At 70.2% G+C, this 17,540-nt stretch carries 21 protein-coding genes; 10 read left to right on the forward strand and 11 right to left on the reverse strand.

Annotated features, from left to right (window positions below; genetic code table 11):
* Positions 1-333: 333 nt before the first annotated feature.
* Positions 334-1,725: a GumC family protein gene (locus ABC766_RS12470; protein WP_345822364.1), complete on the forward strand. Its 1,392-nt coding sequence runs from the start codon at positions 334-336 to the stop codon at positions 1,723-1,725.
* 10 nt (positions 1,726-1,735) lie between these two features.
* The gene (locus tag ABC766_RS12475) at positions 1,736-2,581 is read left to right on the forward strand and encodes a WecB/TagA/CpsF family glycosyltransferase (RefSeq protein ID WP_236961732.1); all 846 of its coding nucleotides are present in this window, start codon (positions 1,736-1,738) and stop codon (positions 2,579-2,581) included.
* Positions 2,582-2,583: 2 nt separating this feature from the next.
* Here the strand turns inward: ABC766_RS12475 and ABC766_RS12480 are convergent, their stop codons facing one another.
* From ABC766_RS12480 to ABC766_RS12500, 5 genes are all read right to left on the reverse strand, one after another.
* Positions 2,584-3,159 (reverse strand): NUDIX hydrolase, encoded by a 576-nt coding sequence (locus tag ABC766_RS12480; protein ID WP_345822365.1) that lies wholly within the window; start codon positions 3,157-3,159, stop codon positions 2,584-2,586.
* A gap of 38 nt (positions 3,160-3,197) precedes the next feature.
* A complete protein-coding gene (locus ABC766_RS12485) occupies positions 3,198-3,455 on the reverse strand; it encodes a sulfurtransferase TusA family protein (RefSeq protein ID WP_043353112.1) in 258 nt (85 codons plus the stop codon).
* A gap of 81 nt (positions 3,456-3,536) precedes the next feature.
* Complete coding sequence (locus tag ABC766_RS12490; RefSeq protein WP_345822366.1) at positions 3,537-3,884, reverse strand: hypothetical protein; 348 nt, start codon at positions 3,882-3,884, stop codon at positions 3,537-3,539.
* Positions 3,885-3,981: 97 nt separating this feature from the next.
* Positions 3,982-5,349 (reverse strand): glutamate--cysteine ligase, encoded by a 1,368-nt coding sequence (locus tag ABC766_RS12495; RefSeq protein WP_345822367.1) that lies wholly within the window; start codon positions 5,347-5,349, stop codon positions 3,982-3,984.
* 294 nt (positions 5,350-5,643) lie between these two features.
* Positions 5,644-6,396, reverse strand: coding sequence for a 16S rRNA (uracil(1498)-N(3))-methyltransferase (locus ABC766_RS12500; protein WP_342143604.1), 753 nt, complete (start codon positions 6,394-6,396; stop codon positions 5,644-5,646).
* A 220-nt stretch (positions 6,397-6,616) separates the two neighbouring features.
* Between ABC766_RS12500 and ABC766_RS12505 the strand changes: the two genes are divergently transcribed.
* Both ABC766_RS12505 and ubiA read left to right on the forward strand, forming a co-directional pair.
* Positions 6,617-7,096 (forward strand): hypothetical protein, encoded by a 480-nt coding sequence (locus ABC766_RS12505; RefSeq protein ID WP_043353104.1) that lies wholly within the window; start codon positions 6,617-6,619, stop codon positions 7,094-7,096.
* 88 nt (positions 7,097-7,184) lie between these two features.
* Positions 7,185-8,132, forward strand: a complete 948-nt coding sequence (ubiA, locus tag ABC766_RS12510; protein ID WP_342143606.1) for a 4-hydroxybenzoate octaprenyltransferase — start codon at positions 7,185-7,187, stop codon at positions 8,130-8,132.
* Between the two features lie 15 nt (positions 8,133-8,147).
* On the opposite strand, the gene ABC766_RS12515 is transcribed toward ubiA, so the two are convergent.
* On the reverse strand, positions 8,148-8,603 hold the full coding sequence (locus ABC766_RS12515) for a DUF6101 family protein (RefSeq protein WP_342143607.1): 456 nt from the start codon (positions 8,601-8,603) through the stop codon (positions 8,148-8,150).
* 421 nt (positions 8,604-9,024) lie between these two features.
* Between ABC766_RS12515 and ABC766_RS12520 the strand changes: the two genes are divergently transcribed.
* Positions 9,025-9,840, forward strand: coding sequence for a 3'(2'),5'-bisphosphate nucleotidase CysQ (locus tag ABC766_RS12520; RefSeq protein WP_345822368.1), 816 nt, complete (start codon positions 9,025-9,027; stop codon positions 9,838-9,840).
* A gap of 35 nt (positions 9,841-9,875) precedes the next feature.
* Here ABC766_RS12520 and ABC766_RS12525 read toward each other — a convergent pair whose 3' ends face one another.
* Both ABC766_RS12525 and ABC766_RS12530 read right to left on the reverse strand, forming a co-directional pair.
* A complete protein-coding gene (locus tag ABC766_RS12525) occupies positions 9,876-10,112 on the reverse strand; it encodes a hypothetical protein (RefSeq protein ID WP_043353097.1) in 237 nt (78 codons plus the stop codon).
* Between the two features lie 217 nt (positions 10,113-10,329).
* Positions 10,330-10,539 (reverse strand): cold-shock protein, encoded by a 210-nt coding sequence (locus tag ABC766_RS12530; protein WP_010682786.1) that lies wholly within the window; start codon positions 10,537-10,539, stop codon positions 10,330-10,332.
* 317 nt (positions 10,540-10,856) lie between these two features.
* Between ABC766_RS12530 and ABC766_RS12535 the strand changes: the two genes are divergently transcribed.
* Positions 10,857-11,246 carry a hypothetical protein gene (locus tag ABC766_RS12535; protein WP_043353095.1) on the forward strand — a complete coding sequence of 130 codons (390 nt, stop codon included), beginning with the start codon at positions 10,857-10,859 and terminating at the stop codon, positions 11,244-11,246.
* Between the two features lie 7 nt (positions 11,247-11,253).
* Here the strand turns inward: ABC766_RS12535 and ABC766_RS12540 are convergent, their stop codons facing one another.
* A complete protein-coding gene (locus ABC766_RS12540; protein WP_043353093.1) occupies positions 11,254-11,457 on the reverse strand; it encodes a hypothetical protein in 204 nt (67 codons plus the stop codon).
* A gap of 166 nt (positions 11,458-11,623) precedes the next feature.
* On the opposite strand from ABC766_RS12540, the gene ABC766_RS12545 reads away from it, so the two are divergent.
* A complete protein-coding gene (locus tag ABC766_RS12545) occupies positions 11,624-12,202 on the forward strand; it encodes a type 1 glutamine amidotransferase domain-containing protein (protein WP_043382680.1) in 579 nt (192 codons plus the stop codon).
* 36 nt (positions 12,203-12,238) lie between these two features.
* On the opposite strand, the gene ABC766_RS12550 is transcribed toward ABC766_RS12545, so the two are convergent.
* Complete coding sequence (locus ABC766_RS12550; protein ID WP_342143611.1) at positions 12,239-13,894, reverse strand: calcineurin-like phosphoesterase family protein; 1,656 nt, start codon at positions 13,892-13,894, stop codon at positions 12,239-12,241.
* A gap of 213 nt (positions 13,895-14,107) precedes the next feature.
* Positions 14,108-15,406 (reverse strand): L,D-transpeptidase family protein, encoded by a 1,299-nt coding sequence (locus ABC766_RS12555; protein ID WP_043760317.1) that lies wholly within the window; start codon positions 15,404-15,406, stop codon positions 14,108-14,110.
* A gap of 229 nt (positions 15,407-15,635) precedes the next feature.
* On the opposite strand from ABC766_RS12555, the gene ABC766_RS12560 reads away from it, so the two are divergent.
* The 3 genes from ABC766_RS12560 (at position 15,636) to ABC766_RS12570 (ending at position 17,508) form a co-directional block, all read left to right on the forward strand.
* Positions 15,636-16,013: a hypothetical protein gene (locus tag ABC766_RS12560; protein WP_342143613.1), complete on the forward strand. Its 378-nt coding sequence runs from the start codon at positions 15,636-15,638 to the stop codon at positions 16,011-16,013.
* A 42-nt stretch (positions 16,014-16,055) separates the two neighbouring features.
* Entirely contained in the window at positions 16,056-17,030 is a 975-nt protein-coding gene (locus ABC766_RS12565) for a DUF1775 domain-containing protein (protein ID WP_043760313.1), read from the forward strand.
* A gap of 145 nt (positions 17,031-17,175) precedes the next feature.
* Entirely contained in the window at positions 17,176-17,508 is a 333-nt protein-coding gene (locus ABC766_RS12570) for a DUF2946 family protein (protein WP_342143616.1), read from the forward strand.
* The last annotated feature ends 32 nt before the right edge of the window (positions 17,509-17,540 follow it).

A 17,540-nucleotide genomic window follows, 5' to 3' on the forward strand; every position in this document is an offset into this window, starting at 1 on the left:
ACTTTTCACGTTCGATTGTCGTGACAGTTAGGATTACGTCTGTATGCGATATCTGCGGGCTTCCTGAAGCAGGAACCGCAGCGGGGCGATACTACTGGTCCGGTATGCTGATTGCTGGACTCCCGACGAAGACGGCGCCTCGGGCGAGCACCTGTTCCAGACCGGCACGAAGCTGGTCAGAAAGGGAACAGGCGACGAGGGTGGCGGCGGGCGGTTGTCTCCGTCCCGACAGGTCAGGGAGCGAGGCGTATGTTCGACTTCTCGACACGGATGAGCGGTGAGCAGCCCGTCCGAATGGTGCTGCCGCAGGTTACCCCGCAGACGGACAGTCGCGTGATCCTCCGGCGCCTGTGGCGCGGCAGCGGCTTCATCGTGCTGGGCGGCCTGTTCATGGTCGCCGTGGCGGTGGCGCTGCTCGGCCTGATCCCGCCGCGCTACACGTCCAGCATCCAGGTTCTCGTGGATCCGAGCGATCTGCGCGTCGTCGAGAACGACGTGAACGCGCGCCAGCCCCAGGCCGACAGCGGCGTCTCGATCGCCGAGAGCCAGGTGCGGGTGATCCAGTCCGATAGCGTCCTGCGCCGGGTGATCGCCAAGCTCCACCTCGATCAGGACGACGAGTTCGTCCTGCCGGACGGCAACAACCCGACCCTCACCTGGGTGAAGGGCGCTCTGGGCATGCTTCCGCCGGCGGCGAGTCGCGATCCGGTCATCATCGCTCTCGACACGCTGCAGAACCGGCTCACCGTCCGGCGGGCCGAGCGGACCTTCGTGATCGATGTCGCGGTGCAGTCCCGCGATCCCGAGAAGGCCGCACGCATCGCCAACGCCGTCGGGGACGCCTACTTCGCCGAAGAAGCGGCGGCCCGCACCGAGACCGCGCGCCGCGCGTCCAACGCCCTGGCCGGACGGCTCGCCAGCCTGAAGCGGGATGTCGAGCAGGCGGAGGGCGCGGTGGTGCGCTACCGTGAGGATCACAAGCTCGTGGCGGCCAGCGGCCGTCTGCTCACCGACCAGCAGCTCGGCGACCTCAATCAGCAGCTCGTCACCGCCTCGATCAAGACCGCCGAGGCGAAGTCGCGCCTCGATCAGGCGCGCCGGATGCGCTCGTCGGATCCCAGCACCGCTTTGCCGGAGATGCTGCAATCCCTGGAGATGCAGGCTCTGCGGCAGCAATACGCCACGCTGTCCCGCAACACCGCGGAGCTCGCCACCCGCCTCGGCGAACGCCACCCGGCCATGGCCGAGCAATACGCCCAGCAGCGCGACCTGCAGCGCCTGATCCAGCGCGAGAAGGAGCGGATCATCGAGACGACCCAGAAGGATTACGACCGCGCTGCCGCGAGCGAGGCGGCGATCCGGACGAATCTCGACCGGGTGAAGACCGAGACGGCGAGCAGCGACCGGGCCTATGTCGGCCTGCGCGAACTGGAGCGGACTCTCGAGGCCCGCCGCGGCATCTACGAGGCCTACCTGAAGCGCGCCCGCGAGGCGAGCGAGCAGGAGCGGCTCAACACCACCAACGTCCGCATCATCTCGGCCGCGACACCCGCGCGCCAGCGGACCTTCCCGCCGTCGCCCAAGATCGTCCTGCCGGTGGCCCTGTTCCTCGGCCTGCTGCTCGGCGGCGGCATCGCCCTGCTCCTCGGCGCCGACAGCGACCGTCGCCGCACCCTGCGCGCCGCCACTCGGCCGGCGGCCAGCTTCCGGGCCGCCGATGCGTGACATCGGAGAGATGAGCCTCTACCTCGGCGCCATGGATCCGGTCCGCGGGGAAGCACACACGGTGAGCGGCCCCGCCTGCGCGGCGTCCGGGTCGCCGCAGGCGGAGGCGACCGTCGAACTCTTCGGATACCAGTTTCACACCGGACCCGTCGCGGCCCTCGTGGCCGCCGTCGCGGCCCGGCGAGACGGCCGGCCCCGGATGATCGTCACGGCGAATGTCGATCATGTCGTCCAGCTCAGCGAGAATGCCCCCTTTCGCGAGGCCTACGCGCGTGCTGCGGCCAGGACCCTCGACGGGATGCCGCTGGTCTGGCTGGCCCGGAGGGCCTGTCGCCGGCCCGTGCATCGGATCACCGGGCACGATCTCCTCGGCTGCGTCCTCGCCGATCCGCCGGCCTTCGCGCAGCGGGTCTTCTTCGTCTCCGCCCGCAAGGATGCGGCGGACGCCCTGGCCCTTCGCCTGCAGACGGCGGGCCTTCCGGCCGGCGCCGTAGCCAGCGCGGTCCCGCCCTTCGGCTTCGAGCACGATGCGGCCTACAGCCGCGCGCTGGCGGAGCGGATCCGCGCCCACGGTACGACACTGCTGGTGATGGGTGTGGGCGCGCCCAAATCCGAGATCTGGGTGGATCGGCACGGCCAGACGCTCGGTGAACCGGTGGTGTTCTGCGTCGGCGACGCCCTGAACGTCGCGGCCGGGTTCCTGCCGCGCGCGCCGCAGCTGATGCAGCGTCTCGGCCTCGAATGGATCTATCGGTTCCTGCAGGCGCCGCGGCGGCTGTTCCGCCGCTACTTCATCAAGTCCTGGCGCTTCATCGGCCTCGCGATGCGGGAGCAGATGGGGCGGCGCGCCGGCTGATCTCAGCGCGTCGCCTCGAAGAGGTCCGGCCGCCGCAATTGGAGCGCGAACAGCAGCGTCAGCGATTTCATGTCGGTGATCGTGCCGCGGCGGCCCATGGCGGCCAGCTCCGGCAGCGGGATCTCATGCACCGCCACGGCCTCTCCCTCCGCGGCGAGGCCGCCGCCGCTTCCGGTCCGGTCGGCCTCGCCGTAGGCGGCGAGGAACAGGTCCATCCGCTCCGTGGAGATGCCCGGCATCGACCACGCGCTGGCGACGAAGTCGAGCGCCCCCAGGCGCAACCCCGTCTCCTCCAGGGCCTCGCGCCGTGCCTCGTCCTCCGAGGCGCCTTCGTCGAGGAGGCCGGCCGGCACCTCGATATGGCTCGGCGGCCCCCCCGAGTAGAGGACCGGCGCCCGGAACTGCGAGATCAGCGTGGCGACCCGCCGCTCCGGATCGTAAGGCAGCACCGCGACCGCCCGGCCGTGATCCTCCATCTCCCGCGTGAGGCGGGTTCCGTCCTCCTGCATCACCTCGGCCACGAGGTAGCGCGCCCAACCGTCGTGCACGAGGCGCACGCCCCCGATCCGCGGTGCCATACCGATCCTGCCTTGCCCCTGGAAGGCTCACGGATCGTTCAGGAATGCGGCGGCCTTGCGGACACGGTGATGCGGAAGCGCAGGCGTTCCGCACGCCGCTCGACAGCGTCGAGGCGCGCGCCCTCCTCCCGCACGAGATTCGGGATGTCGAGGGCAGCCAGCGGATCCGTGCACGTCACCACCAGCGTGCGGCCGGCAGGAAGGCTTCGCAGGGCCTTGCGCGTGCGCAGGACCGGGAGGGGGCATTTCAGCCCGCTGAGGTCGAGATCGACGCAGTCCGGATCTTCGTCCCGCACGCCGCAAGCTCCCGAACCGGCACAGCGACCGGCACCCGGCGCGTCATAGGCATCGCGAGCCCGCGATGCCAGCGGATCCGCTCACCATTCGAAATAACCGAAGGCAGGCCCGTAATAGCTGTCTGGTGCAGACCAGAGATAGCGCGGACCGGAATAGCCGTAGTCGAAGCCGTGGCTCGGCACCGGCGCGTAGGCATAGCCGTAACCGAAGGGTGCGGGATAACCGTACTCGCCATAGTAGCTGTATTGCGGACGCCCGCGGGCCGCCACGGTTCCGGCGATGCGTCCGCCCGCCCCGTAATGCCAGCGGCCGGGGCCCGGCGCCGGGCCTGGAGCCTCGAACCGTGCCAGATCGGCCGCCCGACCTGCGCCCCCGCTCGCCGGCAAGGAAGCCATCGCCAGAAGGATGACGGCGGTGACACGGGTCATGGTACGATCCTCCAGCGGCAAAACGCCCTGCTGGAACGTTCCAATAGCACGCTCCGGATGTGATTCGCGCCCGGTGCGTCGGTCGATCAGGGAGGCGTCAGAAGACGCATTCGGCGAAGGCCGGCCGCACGCAGGCGCCCCAGCGGCCCTCGTAATCGGCGAGCAGATCCTCCGCCCGCGTGCGGCCGGCCGCGACGATGGCCTCGAGAGGCTGCAGATAGATGGTCTCGTCCCGCCCCTCGGCGTCGCGGCGGCCCCGTGCCCGCAAACCCGACCGGGCGATCGCCAGGGCCTCGGCGGCGACCACGCCGAGGGTGGTGTTGGCCACCGGAGTCGCGAGCCCGAGGCGCGGTGCGGTGGCCCGCGCAGCCTCGCGATTGGCCGGGCTCCACCCCTTCACGAGGTCGAGGGCCGCGTCGAGGGCCGCCTCGTCGTAGAGGAGGCCCGCCCAGAAAGCGGCCTGGGCGGCGATCATGCCGGAATCGCCGACATCGGCGCCGCGCATCTCCAGGAAACGCTTCAGCCGGACCTCGGGGAAGGCGGTGGAGGCGTGATTGGCCCAATCCGAGACCGTCGCGAACTCGCCGGGCAGCTGCGGCAGCTTGCCGGCCATCAGGTCACGGAACGAGGCGCCCGACACGTCGTGGTAGGTGTCGCCCCGCTTGACGAAGTACATCGGCATGTCGAGCAGCCAATCGACATAGGCCTCGTAACCGAACCCGGCATCGAAGGCGAAGGGCAGCATCCCCGTCCGATCGGCATCGGTGTCGCGCCAGATCTCGGACCGGCGCGACAGGAAGCCGTTCGGCCGGCCGTCGGTGAAGGGGGAGTTGGCGAAGAGCGCGGTGGCCACCGGCTGCAGCGCCAGGGATGCGCGCATCTTGCGCACCATGTCGCCCTCGGAGGCGAAATCCAGATTCACCTGCACCGTGGCGGTGCGCAGCATCATGTCGAGGCCGAGCGATCCGACCTTCGGCATGTAACCGGCCATGATCCGGTATCGGCTCTTGGGCATGACCGGGGTCTCGTCCCGGCGCCATTTCGGACTCATGCCCAGCGTCAAGAAACCGATTCCCAGAGGATCGGCCACCCGCTTCGTGGCGGCGAGATGCGTGGCGAGTTCCGCGGCGGTGGCATGCACGTCGGGCAGCGCGGCGCCGGACAGCTCGAACTGGCCGCCGGGCTCGATCGAGATCGCACCGCCCGCCTCCGCCGACAGGCCGATGATGTTACCGAGATCGAGAATCGGCTCCCAGCCCGTCTCGCCGGCAAGGCCCTCCAGTAGGGCCCGGATGCCGCGATCCCCGTCATAGGGGACGGGCGCCCGGCTCTCCCGGTAGAACGGGATCTTCTCGTGCTCGGTGCCGATCGCGAAGCGGGCGCGCGGCTTCTCGCCCGCCGCGAACCATTCGATCAGTTCGGCGCGCGTGGTGAGCGGCGTGGTGTCGTTGCTGTCGCGCGCCATGCGCTGCCTGCCCGTGCGTCTGACTTATGCGTTGGAACGGGCGCGCCGAACTGCTTCGGCGGATCCACCCGGTATCGACCCGCTCTCGCGAGCGGGCTCCGGGCGGACACCCGCCCCCGACCCCGATGAGCCCGCGGCGCAGGCGGCGTCCGTTCCGGGACATAATCGAGCCGCCGGGAACCCACAACGCGGCGGCCTCGGCCGGCGCGCCGCTTCACGTCCGATCCGGGGAAACAATCGTCCGGGCTGACGCCTTCATGTGCGCGGGCACACATGGATCGGGCCGGGCCGCCTTCAACGCGCGTCGCCGAGGACCGCCTGTACCAGGGCCAGCACGGCGACCGCGGCCGTGTCGGCCCGCAGGATGCGCGGTCCCAGGGAGAGCGCGACGGTGTTCGGCCGCGCCCGGATCAGCGCACGCTCCTCCTCCGAGAAGCCGCCTTCCGGACCGACCAGCACGGCGAGCGGTGGGGGATCCTGCGGATCGCCGGCCGCCCGCAGCGCCTGCACGGGATCGCGCACCGGCGCGTCCTCGTCGCAGAACACCAGGAGCCGCTCGGCGGCGAGCCCCGCCAGGGCCGGGGCGAGACGCTCGGGGTCGGGACAATCGGGAATCGTCAGGATGCCGCATTGCTCGGCCGCCTCGACGGCATTGGCCCGCAACCGGTCCATGTTGATTCGGTCGCCCTGCGTGTACCGGGTGTTGACCGGGCGGATCGTCCCGGCGCCCATCTCGACCGCCTTCTGCGCGAGGTAGTCCAGGCGCGCGCTCTTCAGCGGGGCGAAGAGATAATGCAGGTCGGCCGGCTTCGTCTGGGGGCGCGTCCGCGCGGCGACGTGGAGGTCGGCGCCCTTGCGCCCGGTCTGGACCAGATGCGCGCGCCACTCGCCGTCGCGTCCATTGAAGACCAGGACCGGATCGTCCGGCCCCCGGCGCAGCACGTTGAGCAGGTAGTTGGCCTGGGCGCGATCGAGGGGGAGAATCACGCCCGCGGCGAGATCGGCCGCGACGTGAAGGCGCGGGGCGGTGAAGTCATAGGCCGGCATGGCGGCGTGGTCGCGCGGGGCGGCGAGCCTGTCAACGTAGGGCGCGCGCCCGAAAGTGTTGCCGAATGGTTACGAGCCCCGGTTTTCGGCAGCCAGTCCACCGGTGCATGGCGCAGCCGGTTTGCCGCTCGATTGACGCCACAATCCTATGGCGAACCCAGGGGAACGGAAGAAAGCCGGCCGCTCGCGGATTCGGCAGGGGCGTCGAGGGAGTCTCGGAATGGCGAAGGGGAGTCTGAAGCTGGGGGCGGCGGTGCTGGTCGGCACCGTCGTGTTCGGTACCGCCGCGTTCGCGCAGAGCGCGGCACCGGAATGCGGCGCCATCCAGAAGACCCTGGCCGAGCGCAAGGCACTGGTCGGCCGCGCGAATGCGGCGTCGCAGTCTAAGAAGAAGATGACCCCGCAGGAGGCCTGCGCCCTGTTCGGGAAGCTCCAGGCCAACGGCACCGAGGGCATCAAGTGGATCGCCGCCAACAAGGAATGGTGCTCGATCCCGGATTCCTTCGCGGAAGGCTTCAAGGCCGACCACGTGAAGGTCAGCGGCATCCGCACCAAGATCTGCAGCGTCGCCGCTCAGGCGACCAAGATGGAGGCGCAGGCCCGCGCACAGGCCCAGGCCCAGGCCGGCGGCGGTGGCGGCGGCCTGCTCGGCGGACCGGGCTTGACCGGCAGCTTCAAGCTGCCGCAGGGCGCTCTGTAAGATCGTCTGAGAGGATCACGGATCCGGCGCGGGTCCCCCCTCTGCAGCGATGGGGGACGCACGTGTGGCACGACCGGAGATCCGACCGATGAACGGGACGGCGCTTGACGACGGGCGGCCAGCCGATGCCGTCTCCGGTCACTGGGTCGACCGGCTGGCGCCCCGTTCCTGGCGTCCATACCTGCGCCTCGCCCGGATCGATCGGCCGATCGGCTGGTGGCTCCTCCTCCTGCCCTGCTGGTGGTCGGCCGCCCTGGCGGCGATCGCCGCGGATCAGGCCTTTCCCGATCCCTGGCACTGCCTCCTGTTCCTGATCGGCGCGGTGGCGATGCGCGGGGCGGGCTCGACCTACAACGACATCGCCGACCGAGACCTCGACGCGCAGGTCGAGCGCACGCGCCTGCGCCCCCTGCCCTCCGGTCAGGTCCGTCCGCGCCATGCAGCCCTTTTCCTGGTGATCCAGGCCCTGATCGGGCTGGCCGTCCTGCTGCAGTTCAACGCCGAGGCGGTGATCATCGGCCTCTGCTCGCTGCTGCCGGTGGCGATCTACCCGTTCATGAAACGGGTCATGCCGATGCCGCAGGCGGTTCTGGGCCTGGCCTTCGCCTGGGGAGCGCTGATGGGCTGGGCCGCCGTGTTCGCCCGCCTCGATCCGCCGGCGCTGCTGCTTTACGCGGGCGCCCTGTGCTGGATCATCGGATACGACACGATCTACGCGGTGCAGGATATCGAGGACGACGAGATCGCGGGGATCCGCTCGTCGGCGCGCCTGTTCGGCCGGCATGTGCGTCTCGCCGTCGGGCTCTGCTACGCGCTGGCGGCTGCCTTCGTGATGCTGGCGGCGCGCGGGGCCGGTGCGGGATTCGTCGGGTATCTGGGCGTCGCGGCCTTCGCCGGGCACCTCGCCTGGCAGGTCCTGTCGCTGCGGGAACGCGATGGGCGCGGGGCTCTGGCGCTGTTCCGGTCGAACCGGAATGCCGGGCTGCTTCTGTTCGTCGGCCTCACCGCCGACCTCGTGCTGCGCAATCTCGTCTAAGAGCGGTCGGCGCCCTCAGGTGCGGGCGATGATCTCGTTCTCGCCGCGGAAGATCTGCGGACGCGCCGGCAGCCGGCCGGTCTTGCGGCGGGCCAGGAACCGCGGGCGGCGGCGGCCGAGGCCTGCATGACGGCGGCGGATCCGGACCTGGCCGAGAATCAGCCGGCCGATCTGCTGCGAGACCGGGACCAGGAGGCCATCCTCGCGGACGATCATCCGCGTCAGTCCGGCCCGCGCCGCGATGTCGCGCCACACGGCGACGACGTCGTCCTCCTCGAAGCTGCCGAGGCGCTGGAGCACGTCGCCTTCGGCATCCACCAGGATCAGGCTGAACCGGTCGGCCCCGGTGATCTCCGCATCCTCGGTGGCATAGGCGAGCGCGATCCCGACGGCGCGGCGCGCACCCACGGCGCGACCGATCACCGGAAGCGGCGAAGCGACGAAACGGGGCGCGGCGTCGGCACCGTGCATCGGGTGTCCTGCGTGGCTTTTGTCCGTGGCCGGGGAAGTGTTCATCAGTCCGAGTCCCTGGAGCAAGTGGCGGTCCCTGTCGGGCCGTCCGTTATGCCAAGCAAAATCGCACCCGAACTCCTCCGCACCGCTTAAGAGCCGTCGTTAAGCGAATCTGGACAGCGCTGTCATTTGCGGAATGCTCAATGCTTCCTTGAATGCTCAACATTTCCTTGCCCAGACCGGTCGTTATCGAACGATCAACCAGCATCCTTGTGGCGCTGCGGGAGGCGCCGTACAACGGAGCGACCGGGCGCGCGATCCTCCGTGCCGGGTCTTCTCAGCCCGAGCGGGTGAGCCCAGGCGGGCCCGGACGTCCGCGTCACCGGACGGACGGGACAGCAAGGCCCTCGCGGGCCGCACGAATTCCACGCGGAGCGCGATGCCCGACTCTCTCACCGACGATGCCGTATCCGCCCTCATGCCGGAGCTGCGCGCCGTGATGCGCGAGGCGGCCGACATCGCGCGGCCGTTTTTCAGGCTCGGCGGTCAGACTTCGGCCCGCATCTGGTCCAAGGCCGGCGGCTCGCCGGTGACCGAGGCGGACGTCGCGGTGGATGCCTTCCTGAAGGTTCGCCTGAGCGCCCTCGTGCCGCGCGCCGCGTGGCTGTCGGAGGAGACGGCCGACGACCCGGCCCGCCTCGGCCACGACCTCGTCTGGATCGTCGATCCGATCGACGGGACGCGGGCCTTCCTGTCGGGCCATCCGGATTGGTCGATCGCGGTTGCGCTCCTGTCGGGCGGCGAACCGCTGATCGGGTTCGTGCACGCGCCGGTGGGCAACGCCAATTACGAGGCGGTGCGCGGTCGCGGCGCGACGCGGAACGGTGAACCGATCCGCGTCGATGCACGGCAGCACCTGACGGGCGCCCGCATCACCGGCCCGAAGCCGATGCTCGACCGTCTGACCCGCGGCGCCGGTACGGAACCGGATTTTGAGGTGATCGCGCGGATCCCCTCCCTCGCCCTGCGGCTCGCCCGCGTGGCGGACGGAACGGTCGATATCGGGATGATTTCCGGCAATGCCCGCGATTGGGACCTTGCCGCGGCCGACCTCGTCCTGCGCGAGGCAGGCGGCGTGGTCTGCGATTTCGGGGGGGCGGCGACGCTCTACAACCGCCCCGACCCGGTGCACGGCGAGCTGCTCGCGGCACCGGTCGGCCTACGCGACCCCGTCCTGTCCGCCTGGGACGTCTGAGGACGAGGCCCTGCGCAGACCGGCGGTCCGGCCTCTCAGGCCGCCGCCGCCTCGCGAAGCTTCACCGCGCCGGGCGCGAGCCCGAGGCGCTCGGCGAGATGCCAATGCAGCTCGCGCGGGGAATGGTAATTGTAGGATCGGTCGATCAGGTCGCTGACATCGACCCCGGTCTGCTCCGCGGTCTTGGCCCGGGCCAGCTTGCCCACCCGGAAGGTCGGCGCATCGGTCACGGGGGAACGGACGCCGCGGCGCCGTGTAAACTCGAACAACATCTGTGTCTTTTCTTCTCTGGACCGAACGTTGGCTCCGTCCGGCGTCGTTTCTGGGATATTGCCTCCGACGCGACCCGGACCGGGCGATCTTGCCCGGAATGGCAGCGTCGGAAGGGGGAACCGCTTCGGGCGGCCGCTTCGCGCGTCATGCGCGCCTTTCACCTGTACCGGCTGGCGCAAGGAAAGCCGCGTGAGGCGCCTTCAAATCCTGCGACGGTCAGGCCGCCTGCAGGTTGCCGGCGGCGTCCTTGCCGCTGCGCTTGTCCGTGAGGATCTCGTAAGTGATCCGCTGGCCTTCGATCAGGTTGCGCATCCCGGCGCGCTCGACTGCCGAGATGTGGACGAACACGTCCTTGCCGCCATCGTCGGGCTGGATGAAACCGTAGCCCTTGGTCTCATTGAACCACTTTACAGTGCCGGTATTCACGTAGTGTACCTCGTTCGTCCATAGGCCATCCGCGCGGCACGAGGGCCGCGTAATGCACCACGGTCTTTCTGGATTTGGCCAGTGCGGCGGGGCGCGAGTCGCTGAACCTTGAGCAGCGTCAGCCTCGGTGGAAAAGCCCCCCGAGGACGTATTTAAGCGCAGGCTGCGGCCGCAACAAGGCATGAGCGGCGTATCATCTGCGTCGCAGGCCGGGATCGGGAGGCGGCCGAGAGGCCCCGCCCCCTGTGATTCCGGGCGTTCACGATGCATATACGGAATGCGCTCAAGCAGTTAAGGCGCGTGGCTCTGGACGATACATGGCAGGCATCTCGGTCTCGCTGGACGGTGCGAACATCCAGCTGTCCTTCCAGAAGGACGATCAGGCGACGGCAGTGGTGATGGATGCCCGCGCCGCCCGGGCGCTGGTGCGCGCCGTCGGGCAACTTCTGACGGCGATCGACGATACGGACGAGCCCGACATGGCCGACGAGATGGGCGACGAAGAGGTCGCCATGCTCGACGTGACGTCGTCCGCGATCGAGATCGGCACCGATGACGAAGGCCAGGCCGTGGTCGCCCTCCAGGCCGGCGCACTACCGCCCTTCCAGCTTCGCCTCACGGACGAAGAGGCCCGCCACGTGGTGACGAGCCTCTCCGAAATCCTCAGCGCGCCGCGCGACGTGCGAACCTCGCACGGCGGTCACTGACAGCTTTTCACATGCGGGTGCCGGGATCGGTCGGCGTGCCCGGGAAGACGTCGGGTTCGGAGCCCGGGCCGCCGGGCTCTCCGATCCCCGGATCGTTCACCGGATAAGGCGTGCGCGGACCGGTCGGACCGATATCGGGCTCCTCATCGGGCGCCGGCGGGGGCGGCGGCAGGTCGCCGGGCGTGGGCTCGGGAAGACCGGGATTGGCCATGACGCGACTCCTGGCGGTTGGGGTGGTGACCAACGGGTCGCCCTCGCGGGAGTTCCGTTGACCGCACCGACATCCGGTTTCGGACGCGGCCGGGCGGCCGAGAGCCGCAGGAACAGGGCGAAAGACCCTCCGTTAGCCGGGCAGATCCCCAAAGAGGACACCCGCCATGCCCGACATCCGCCAAGCCAAGATCCTGATCCTCGCCACCGACGGCTTCGAGGAGAGCGAATTGACCGTCCCGCAGGCCAAGCTGGCCCAGGCCGGCGCCACCGTGACCGTCGCCGCCCCGCAATCGCGCCAGAGCAAGGGTACGATCCGCGGCTGGGACAAGACCGACTGGGGCAAGGAGGTCGCGGTCGATACCGATCTGGAGCAGGTCGATCCCGCATCCTATGACGCCCTGGTCCTGCCGGGTGGTCAGATCAACCCGGACAAGCTCCGGCTGGAGCCCCGGGCGCTCGACGTGATCAGGAGCTTCCTCACATCCGGCAAGGTCGTAGCCGCGATCTGCCACGCCCCGTGGCTGCTGATCGAGACCGGCGCGGCCAAGGGCCGCGATCTGACCTCGTTCAGCTCGATCCGGACCGACGTGATCAATGCCGGCGGCCGCTGGCACGACAAGGAAGTCGTGACCGATCACGGCATCGTCACCAGCCGCAACCCGGGCGACCTCGACGCCTTCTGCGCGAAGGTCATCGAGGAGATCCAGGAGGGCGGCCACGGCGCCCGCCAGTTGGCGGCGTGACCCGCGCGGGCGCCGCCAAGCACGCGGCGCCCGGATTCAGCCGCGGCTGCGCTCGCCGGTGACTTCCAGCACCGTGCAGCCGCGGATCGGGCGGCCGTACTCGTCCGTCCCCTCCACGGTCACCCGGTGGGCCCCCGGGGCGAGATCGTCCGGAAGCCGCGCCGTCCAGATGTGGGTCGAGGGCGTCGCCTTCACCCAGCTTTTCTTGGTCTCCGGGTAGCGCTCGTAGAGCTCGGTGACGAACGGGTCGAGGCGGCGGATGCGCGCCATCGGTCGGGCCGGCGCCTCGCCGATCCGGAACGCGAGGTGCGTACGCGGGCCGCCGTCGAACACGTTCACCACCAGGGTCGTGTCGGGGAGCGCGTCCTGCGGCACCGGCGGCCGGAGGCCCTGCACGGGCCGGGTCCAGCGCACCACCTCCGGCGCGCCGGCCCGCAACTCGCTTTCGAACAGGATCCGCATGGTCTCGTCCGGCTGACCCTGCGCGGCGACGTAGCGCGACGTGTAATCGGCGCCGCGGATCGACAGGACGTGGAACCCGTTCGGCGTGCCGTCGCGGCTGTCGGCGGAGGGGATGCCTGTGCGGGCGTCGGGACCGCTCCACCACGAGCCCGAGACGGCGGTCAGCACGTGATGGTGGTGCCCGTCGGCGAGGTAATGGTGCTCGGTCGTGTGGGTATGGCCGGCGAGGCTCAGAACCTTGCGGCCGGCGAGCAGCTCGAGGAGCGCGGCGCGGTCGGTGGTGGTGTTGCGCGGATCGTCCGGCGCGGTGTCGGTGTGCAGCGGGATGTGCATGGCCAGCACGATCAGGTCGTCCCGGGGGATCTCGGCCAGGAGGTTGCGCAGGAAGGTGAGGCTGCGTTCGCCGATCCGGCCTCGATAGGTGTTGGCGCCCACCGGCACGGGCGGCCCGAGCCACTCGACGTTGTCGAGCATCACGAACCACGCCCGGCCGTGCCGGAACGCGTAGGTCGGCGCGCCGAACACCCGCTTCCACGTCTCGCGGCTGTAGCGCGCGTCCGGCGCCTGCATGTTGAGGTCGTGATTGCCCGGCAGATTGTACCAGGGCAGACCGATCCGCCCGACGATGCGGTTGGACCGCCCGTAGAGCGACAGGTCGTCGAACAGCACGTCGCCGGTGGTCAGGCCGAAGGCCGCCGGGATCGCCATGGCGCGGGCGACCGCCGTGTCCCGCACATGGTCGAGTTCGAACCGGCTCTCGGGCTGGGGATCGGTGAACAGCACGACGTCGAAGTCCGTCGTCTCGTCCACGCGGGTCAGGGTGAAGTCGATCGAGACCGGGAGCGGCCCGGTGGGCGCGAGCCCGCGATAGCGCAGGCCCAGCTCTGCGGGCGTGCCCCCGGGCTGGTGGATGTAGGAATGGCGCGGCACGTTGTCGGCGTCGCGCGGCAGGGCGTAGCCCGGCGGCTTGATCACGAAGACCGCCCCGTCGCCCGACATCGGCAAGCGGTAGCGGCCCTGATCGTCCGTGCGCACGACCTCGCGACCGTTGGACACCAGCACACCCGGCAACGGGGCCGGGTCCCCGCCGGCCGCACCGCGCGCGGAGACGATCCCGGTGGCCTCGTCGGCCTCCTGCGCGCCAGCCCGGCCCGCGACGAGGCCCAGGGCGGCGGCGCCCGCCATGGTGCTCCGGCGGGTCAGGCCTCCGGGTTGAGTATCGCGCGACATGGATAGCTCCTGCACGGCTTCGCGGCGCGGCGTCTCGCGGGAGGCCGGCAACCGGCTCCGGGACGCAGCCTCCGCGGCCAAGCAGACGCGTTTGACTTCCGGATGACAGAAGCGGCCCCGAACGCACGAGGCCCGCGCCTCGGCGGAGGTGCGGGCCTCGGATCGGGTTCGATGGGCGGGCGCCGCCGGAGGCGGCCGGCGCCCGCGGAACGACTACTCTTCGTCGCCGGGCTCGAAGGTCTGCGGCATCGGCTCGGCGCTGGCGACCGGGGTCGGTGCGCCGATGGTCGAGGGGACGTTCACGCCGTCGCGCTTGTAGATGTCGTCGCGGAACTGGACGATGCCGTCCGGGGTCGACCAGGCGGTGATGTAGGTCCAGTAGACCGGCACCGGCTGGGCGATGTTGGCGTCGACGCGCTTGCCGCTCTCGATCGCCTCCTCGACCTTCTGGCGGTCCCAGCCGGGCGTGTCCTTCAGCAGCCACGTGATGTACTCGCGCACGTTCTGCACGCGCACGCAGCCCGAGGAGATGAAGCGGAAGTCGTCGCCGAACACGCCCTTGGTGTTCGTGTCGTGCATGAACACGCCGTAGGGGTTCGGGATGTTGATGCGGACGATGCCCATCGAGTTGAAGTCGGCGCCCGAATCCTGCCGGTAGGTGTAGCGGGTGCCCTCATCCGAGAACCAGTTCACCGACTTCGGCGAGATCTCGGAGCCGTTCGACAGGATCCGGATCTTGTTGTCCGTGAGGTAGTTCGGATCCTTCTGCATCTTCGGGATCAGGTCCTTCTTCACGATGGAAGCCGGGACCGTCCAGGTCGGGTTGAAATTGATCTGCGTCGCCTTGGTGTTCATGATCGGCGACTGGCGGTCGATCTTGCCGACGCCTGCGGCGTGGAGCGTCACGACCTGACCGTTCTCGACCGTCTCGACGAGCGCGGCCGGGATGTTGGTGATCACGAAGCGCCGGCCGAGATCGCCCGAGTAGGAGCGCAGGCGCACGACGTTGATCTCGAGCTGGCGGAGGCGCACCTCGGCCGGGACGTTCATGGCCTGCTGGGTGGCCATCGTCATCGCGCCGGTCTGGCTGAGGCCGTGACGGGCCTGGAACCGCTTCACGCCTGCGGCGACGTACGAATCGTACACGCCCGAGCCACCGGCGGCCGGATCGAGGTCGCCGGTGACGATCAGGCGCTGGCGGATGGCCGCCACGGCCGGGCCGCGCGAGCCGACCCGCAGATGGTCGGCGCCGGAAACCTGACGCCAGCCGCCGCGGGCGACGATGTCCTTGTAGCGCTCCACCATCTGCTCGGTGGACGTCACGGTCTGCGGCGAGAGGATCGGAACCGTCTCGCGCTGCACCTGCATGCCGGCGGGTGAAGCGTAGTCCTGTGCCCATTCGGCCTGGGCATAGTTGCCCTGATCGCGGGCTTGGGCGGCGCCGAAGCCCAGCGCGCCGAAAGCGGCGACGCTCAGGATTGCGGTGAACCGGTTTTGTGCCTTCTTGCGCATCGGTCGCTGGCTCTGGTCCGGGGTTCGTCAGATCGTGACGGGAGCGGATTGTCTCGTGCGCCACGGTGTCGGGATGGCGTTAAGACTCCCTATCGAAGGGGCCGGAATGTGGCATCGCCGTGCGCCAGCGCACGCAGCGTCCCGGTGCGGCACCCTGGCAACAGCCTAAGGCGGCCCGGTGTGGCAGGGATGCCATAGCGGTCCGGTTCGGACGGTGCGCGGGAGCAGCATGGATTCGGGCGAGGCCCTTTCGGATCGACGTGTCGGGCCGGCCCTGCGGGCCGTGATCGCCGTGCTGGCGCTCTACGCCCTGCTGCTCCAGGCCTTCCTCGGCGGCCTGATGCCGTGGCCGGCGACGACCGACGGCCTCTGCGCGCAGCATTCCGACGCGGCGGCCCTACCAGGAGCGCCCGTTCCCCACAGCCATGGCGATTGCTGCACGGCGGCCCAGGCCACCGGGCCGGCGCTTCCGCCGCGACCGGCCGTGACCGCACTCCGGTGGGCCGCGGCCGCGGATCTTCATCCGGCCTGGCCCCTCACCGGCAGCATCGGCGCCCGTGCCCCGCCCGGCACAATTGCCTCTCCCCGGGGGCCGCCGACCGCCTGAGCGATCACCACCTCTCGGATCCCTCAGGACGGATGTATTCCCATGAAAACCCTTGTATCGGCCGCCCTCGGCCTCGGGCTGCTCGCCTCCGCGGCGCAGGCTCACGCAGTGCTGGAACGCAAGCAGGCCGCCCCCGGCGCCGCCTATCGCGGCGTCGTCCAGATCATGCACGGCTGCAACGGCAAGCCGACCACCCGCGTGAGCGTCAGCATCCCGGAGGGCCTCGTCGGCGCCAAGCCGATGCCGAAGCCCGGCTGGACCCTCGCCACGACGCGCGGCCCCTACGCCAAGACCTACGCGACCCATCACGGCACGGCCTCTGAGGGCGTGACGGCGATCACCTGGAGCGGCGGCTCCCTGCCGGACGACCAAGTCGACGAGTTCACGTTCCTGGCGCAGGTGGCCGGCACGTTCGAGCCCGGCGCGACCGTCTACGTCCCGGTTCAGCAGGATTGCTCGGAGGGCGGCTATTCCTGGTCGGAGATCCCCAAGGCCGGCCAGGACGCCCATGACCTGAAGGCGGCGGCACCGTCCTTCCGGATCGTCCAGGTGGCTCAGGCCGGCGGCGCACCGGCCGCGGCGACGCCCGCCGCCGGCTCGACCGTGAAGGCCGGGGACCTGACGATCGAGACGCCGTGGCTGCGCGCCACGCCGAACGGCGCCAAGGTCGCGGGCGGGTACGTGCGCATCACCAATACCGGGAGCACGCCCGACACGCTCACGGGCGCGACGGTGCCCTTTGCCAAGAGCAGCGACATCCACTCCATGTCGATGGAGGGCGGCGTCATGAAGATGGCCCCGGTCTCGGACGGCCTGACGATCAAGCCCGGCGAGACCGTGGAGCTCAAGCCCGGCGGCTACCACCTGATGTTCGAAGGTCTCACCGGCGCGCCGAAGGCCGGCGAGACCGTCGCGGGGACGCTCACCTTCCAGCGGGCGGGCGCCGTGCCGGTGACCTTCACGGTGGCCCCGATCGGCGCGGGCGCGCCGAGCGGCCAGCATCAGCACCAGCACTAGCCGCCCGACAGGGAGCATCGGCCGCCGGGCGACCGACGTGAGAAGGGAGAACCCACGAGGCCGGGCCGCCACGGCGCCCAGCCTGCGCGGCCGCGCGGATCGTCGGGACGTTCCCGCACGGTCGGTCCGTGCATGCGCTCGGGTCGTGGCGTTCCTCGCCCTCTACGCCCTGGCGCTGCAGGGCATCCTCGGCGGCATCGCCTCGGCCAATGCGGGACCGGACCATATCCTGTGCCTCGCCGATGGCGGCCAAACAGATCGGGCACCGGCCGGCAAGCAGTTGCCGGCTCATCACCACGGGGATTGCTGCGTCGCCTGTCACGCGGCGGGGCCAGCCACCCTCCCCGCGCCCTCGACCGTGACGGCCGTCCCACTCGCCCGTCCGGTTGCGGCCGCCGGCCCGCGGCCGCAGCGCGTCGCTTTCCCGCGGGCGCCGCCACGTGCCGGTCTCGGAGCCCGCGCCCCACCCGTCGTCTGACCGATCGCCGCCCGCCCCCGATCATCAGACAC

The organism is Methylobacterium fujisawaense (genome assembly GCF_039619325.1).
GTDB classification, from domain to species: domain Bacteria; phylum Pseudomonadota; class Alphaproteobacteria; order Rhizobiales; family Beijerinckiaceae; genus Methylobacterium; species Methylobacterium fujisawaense.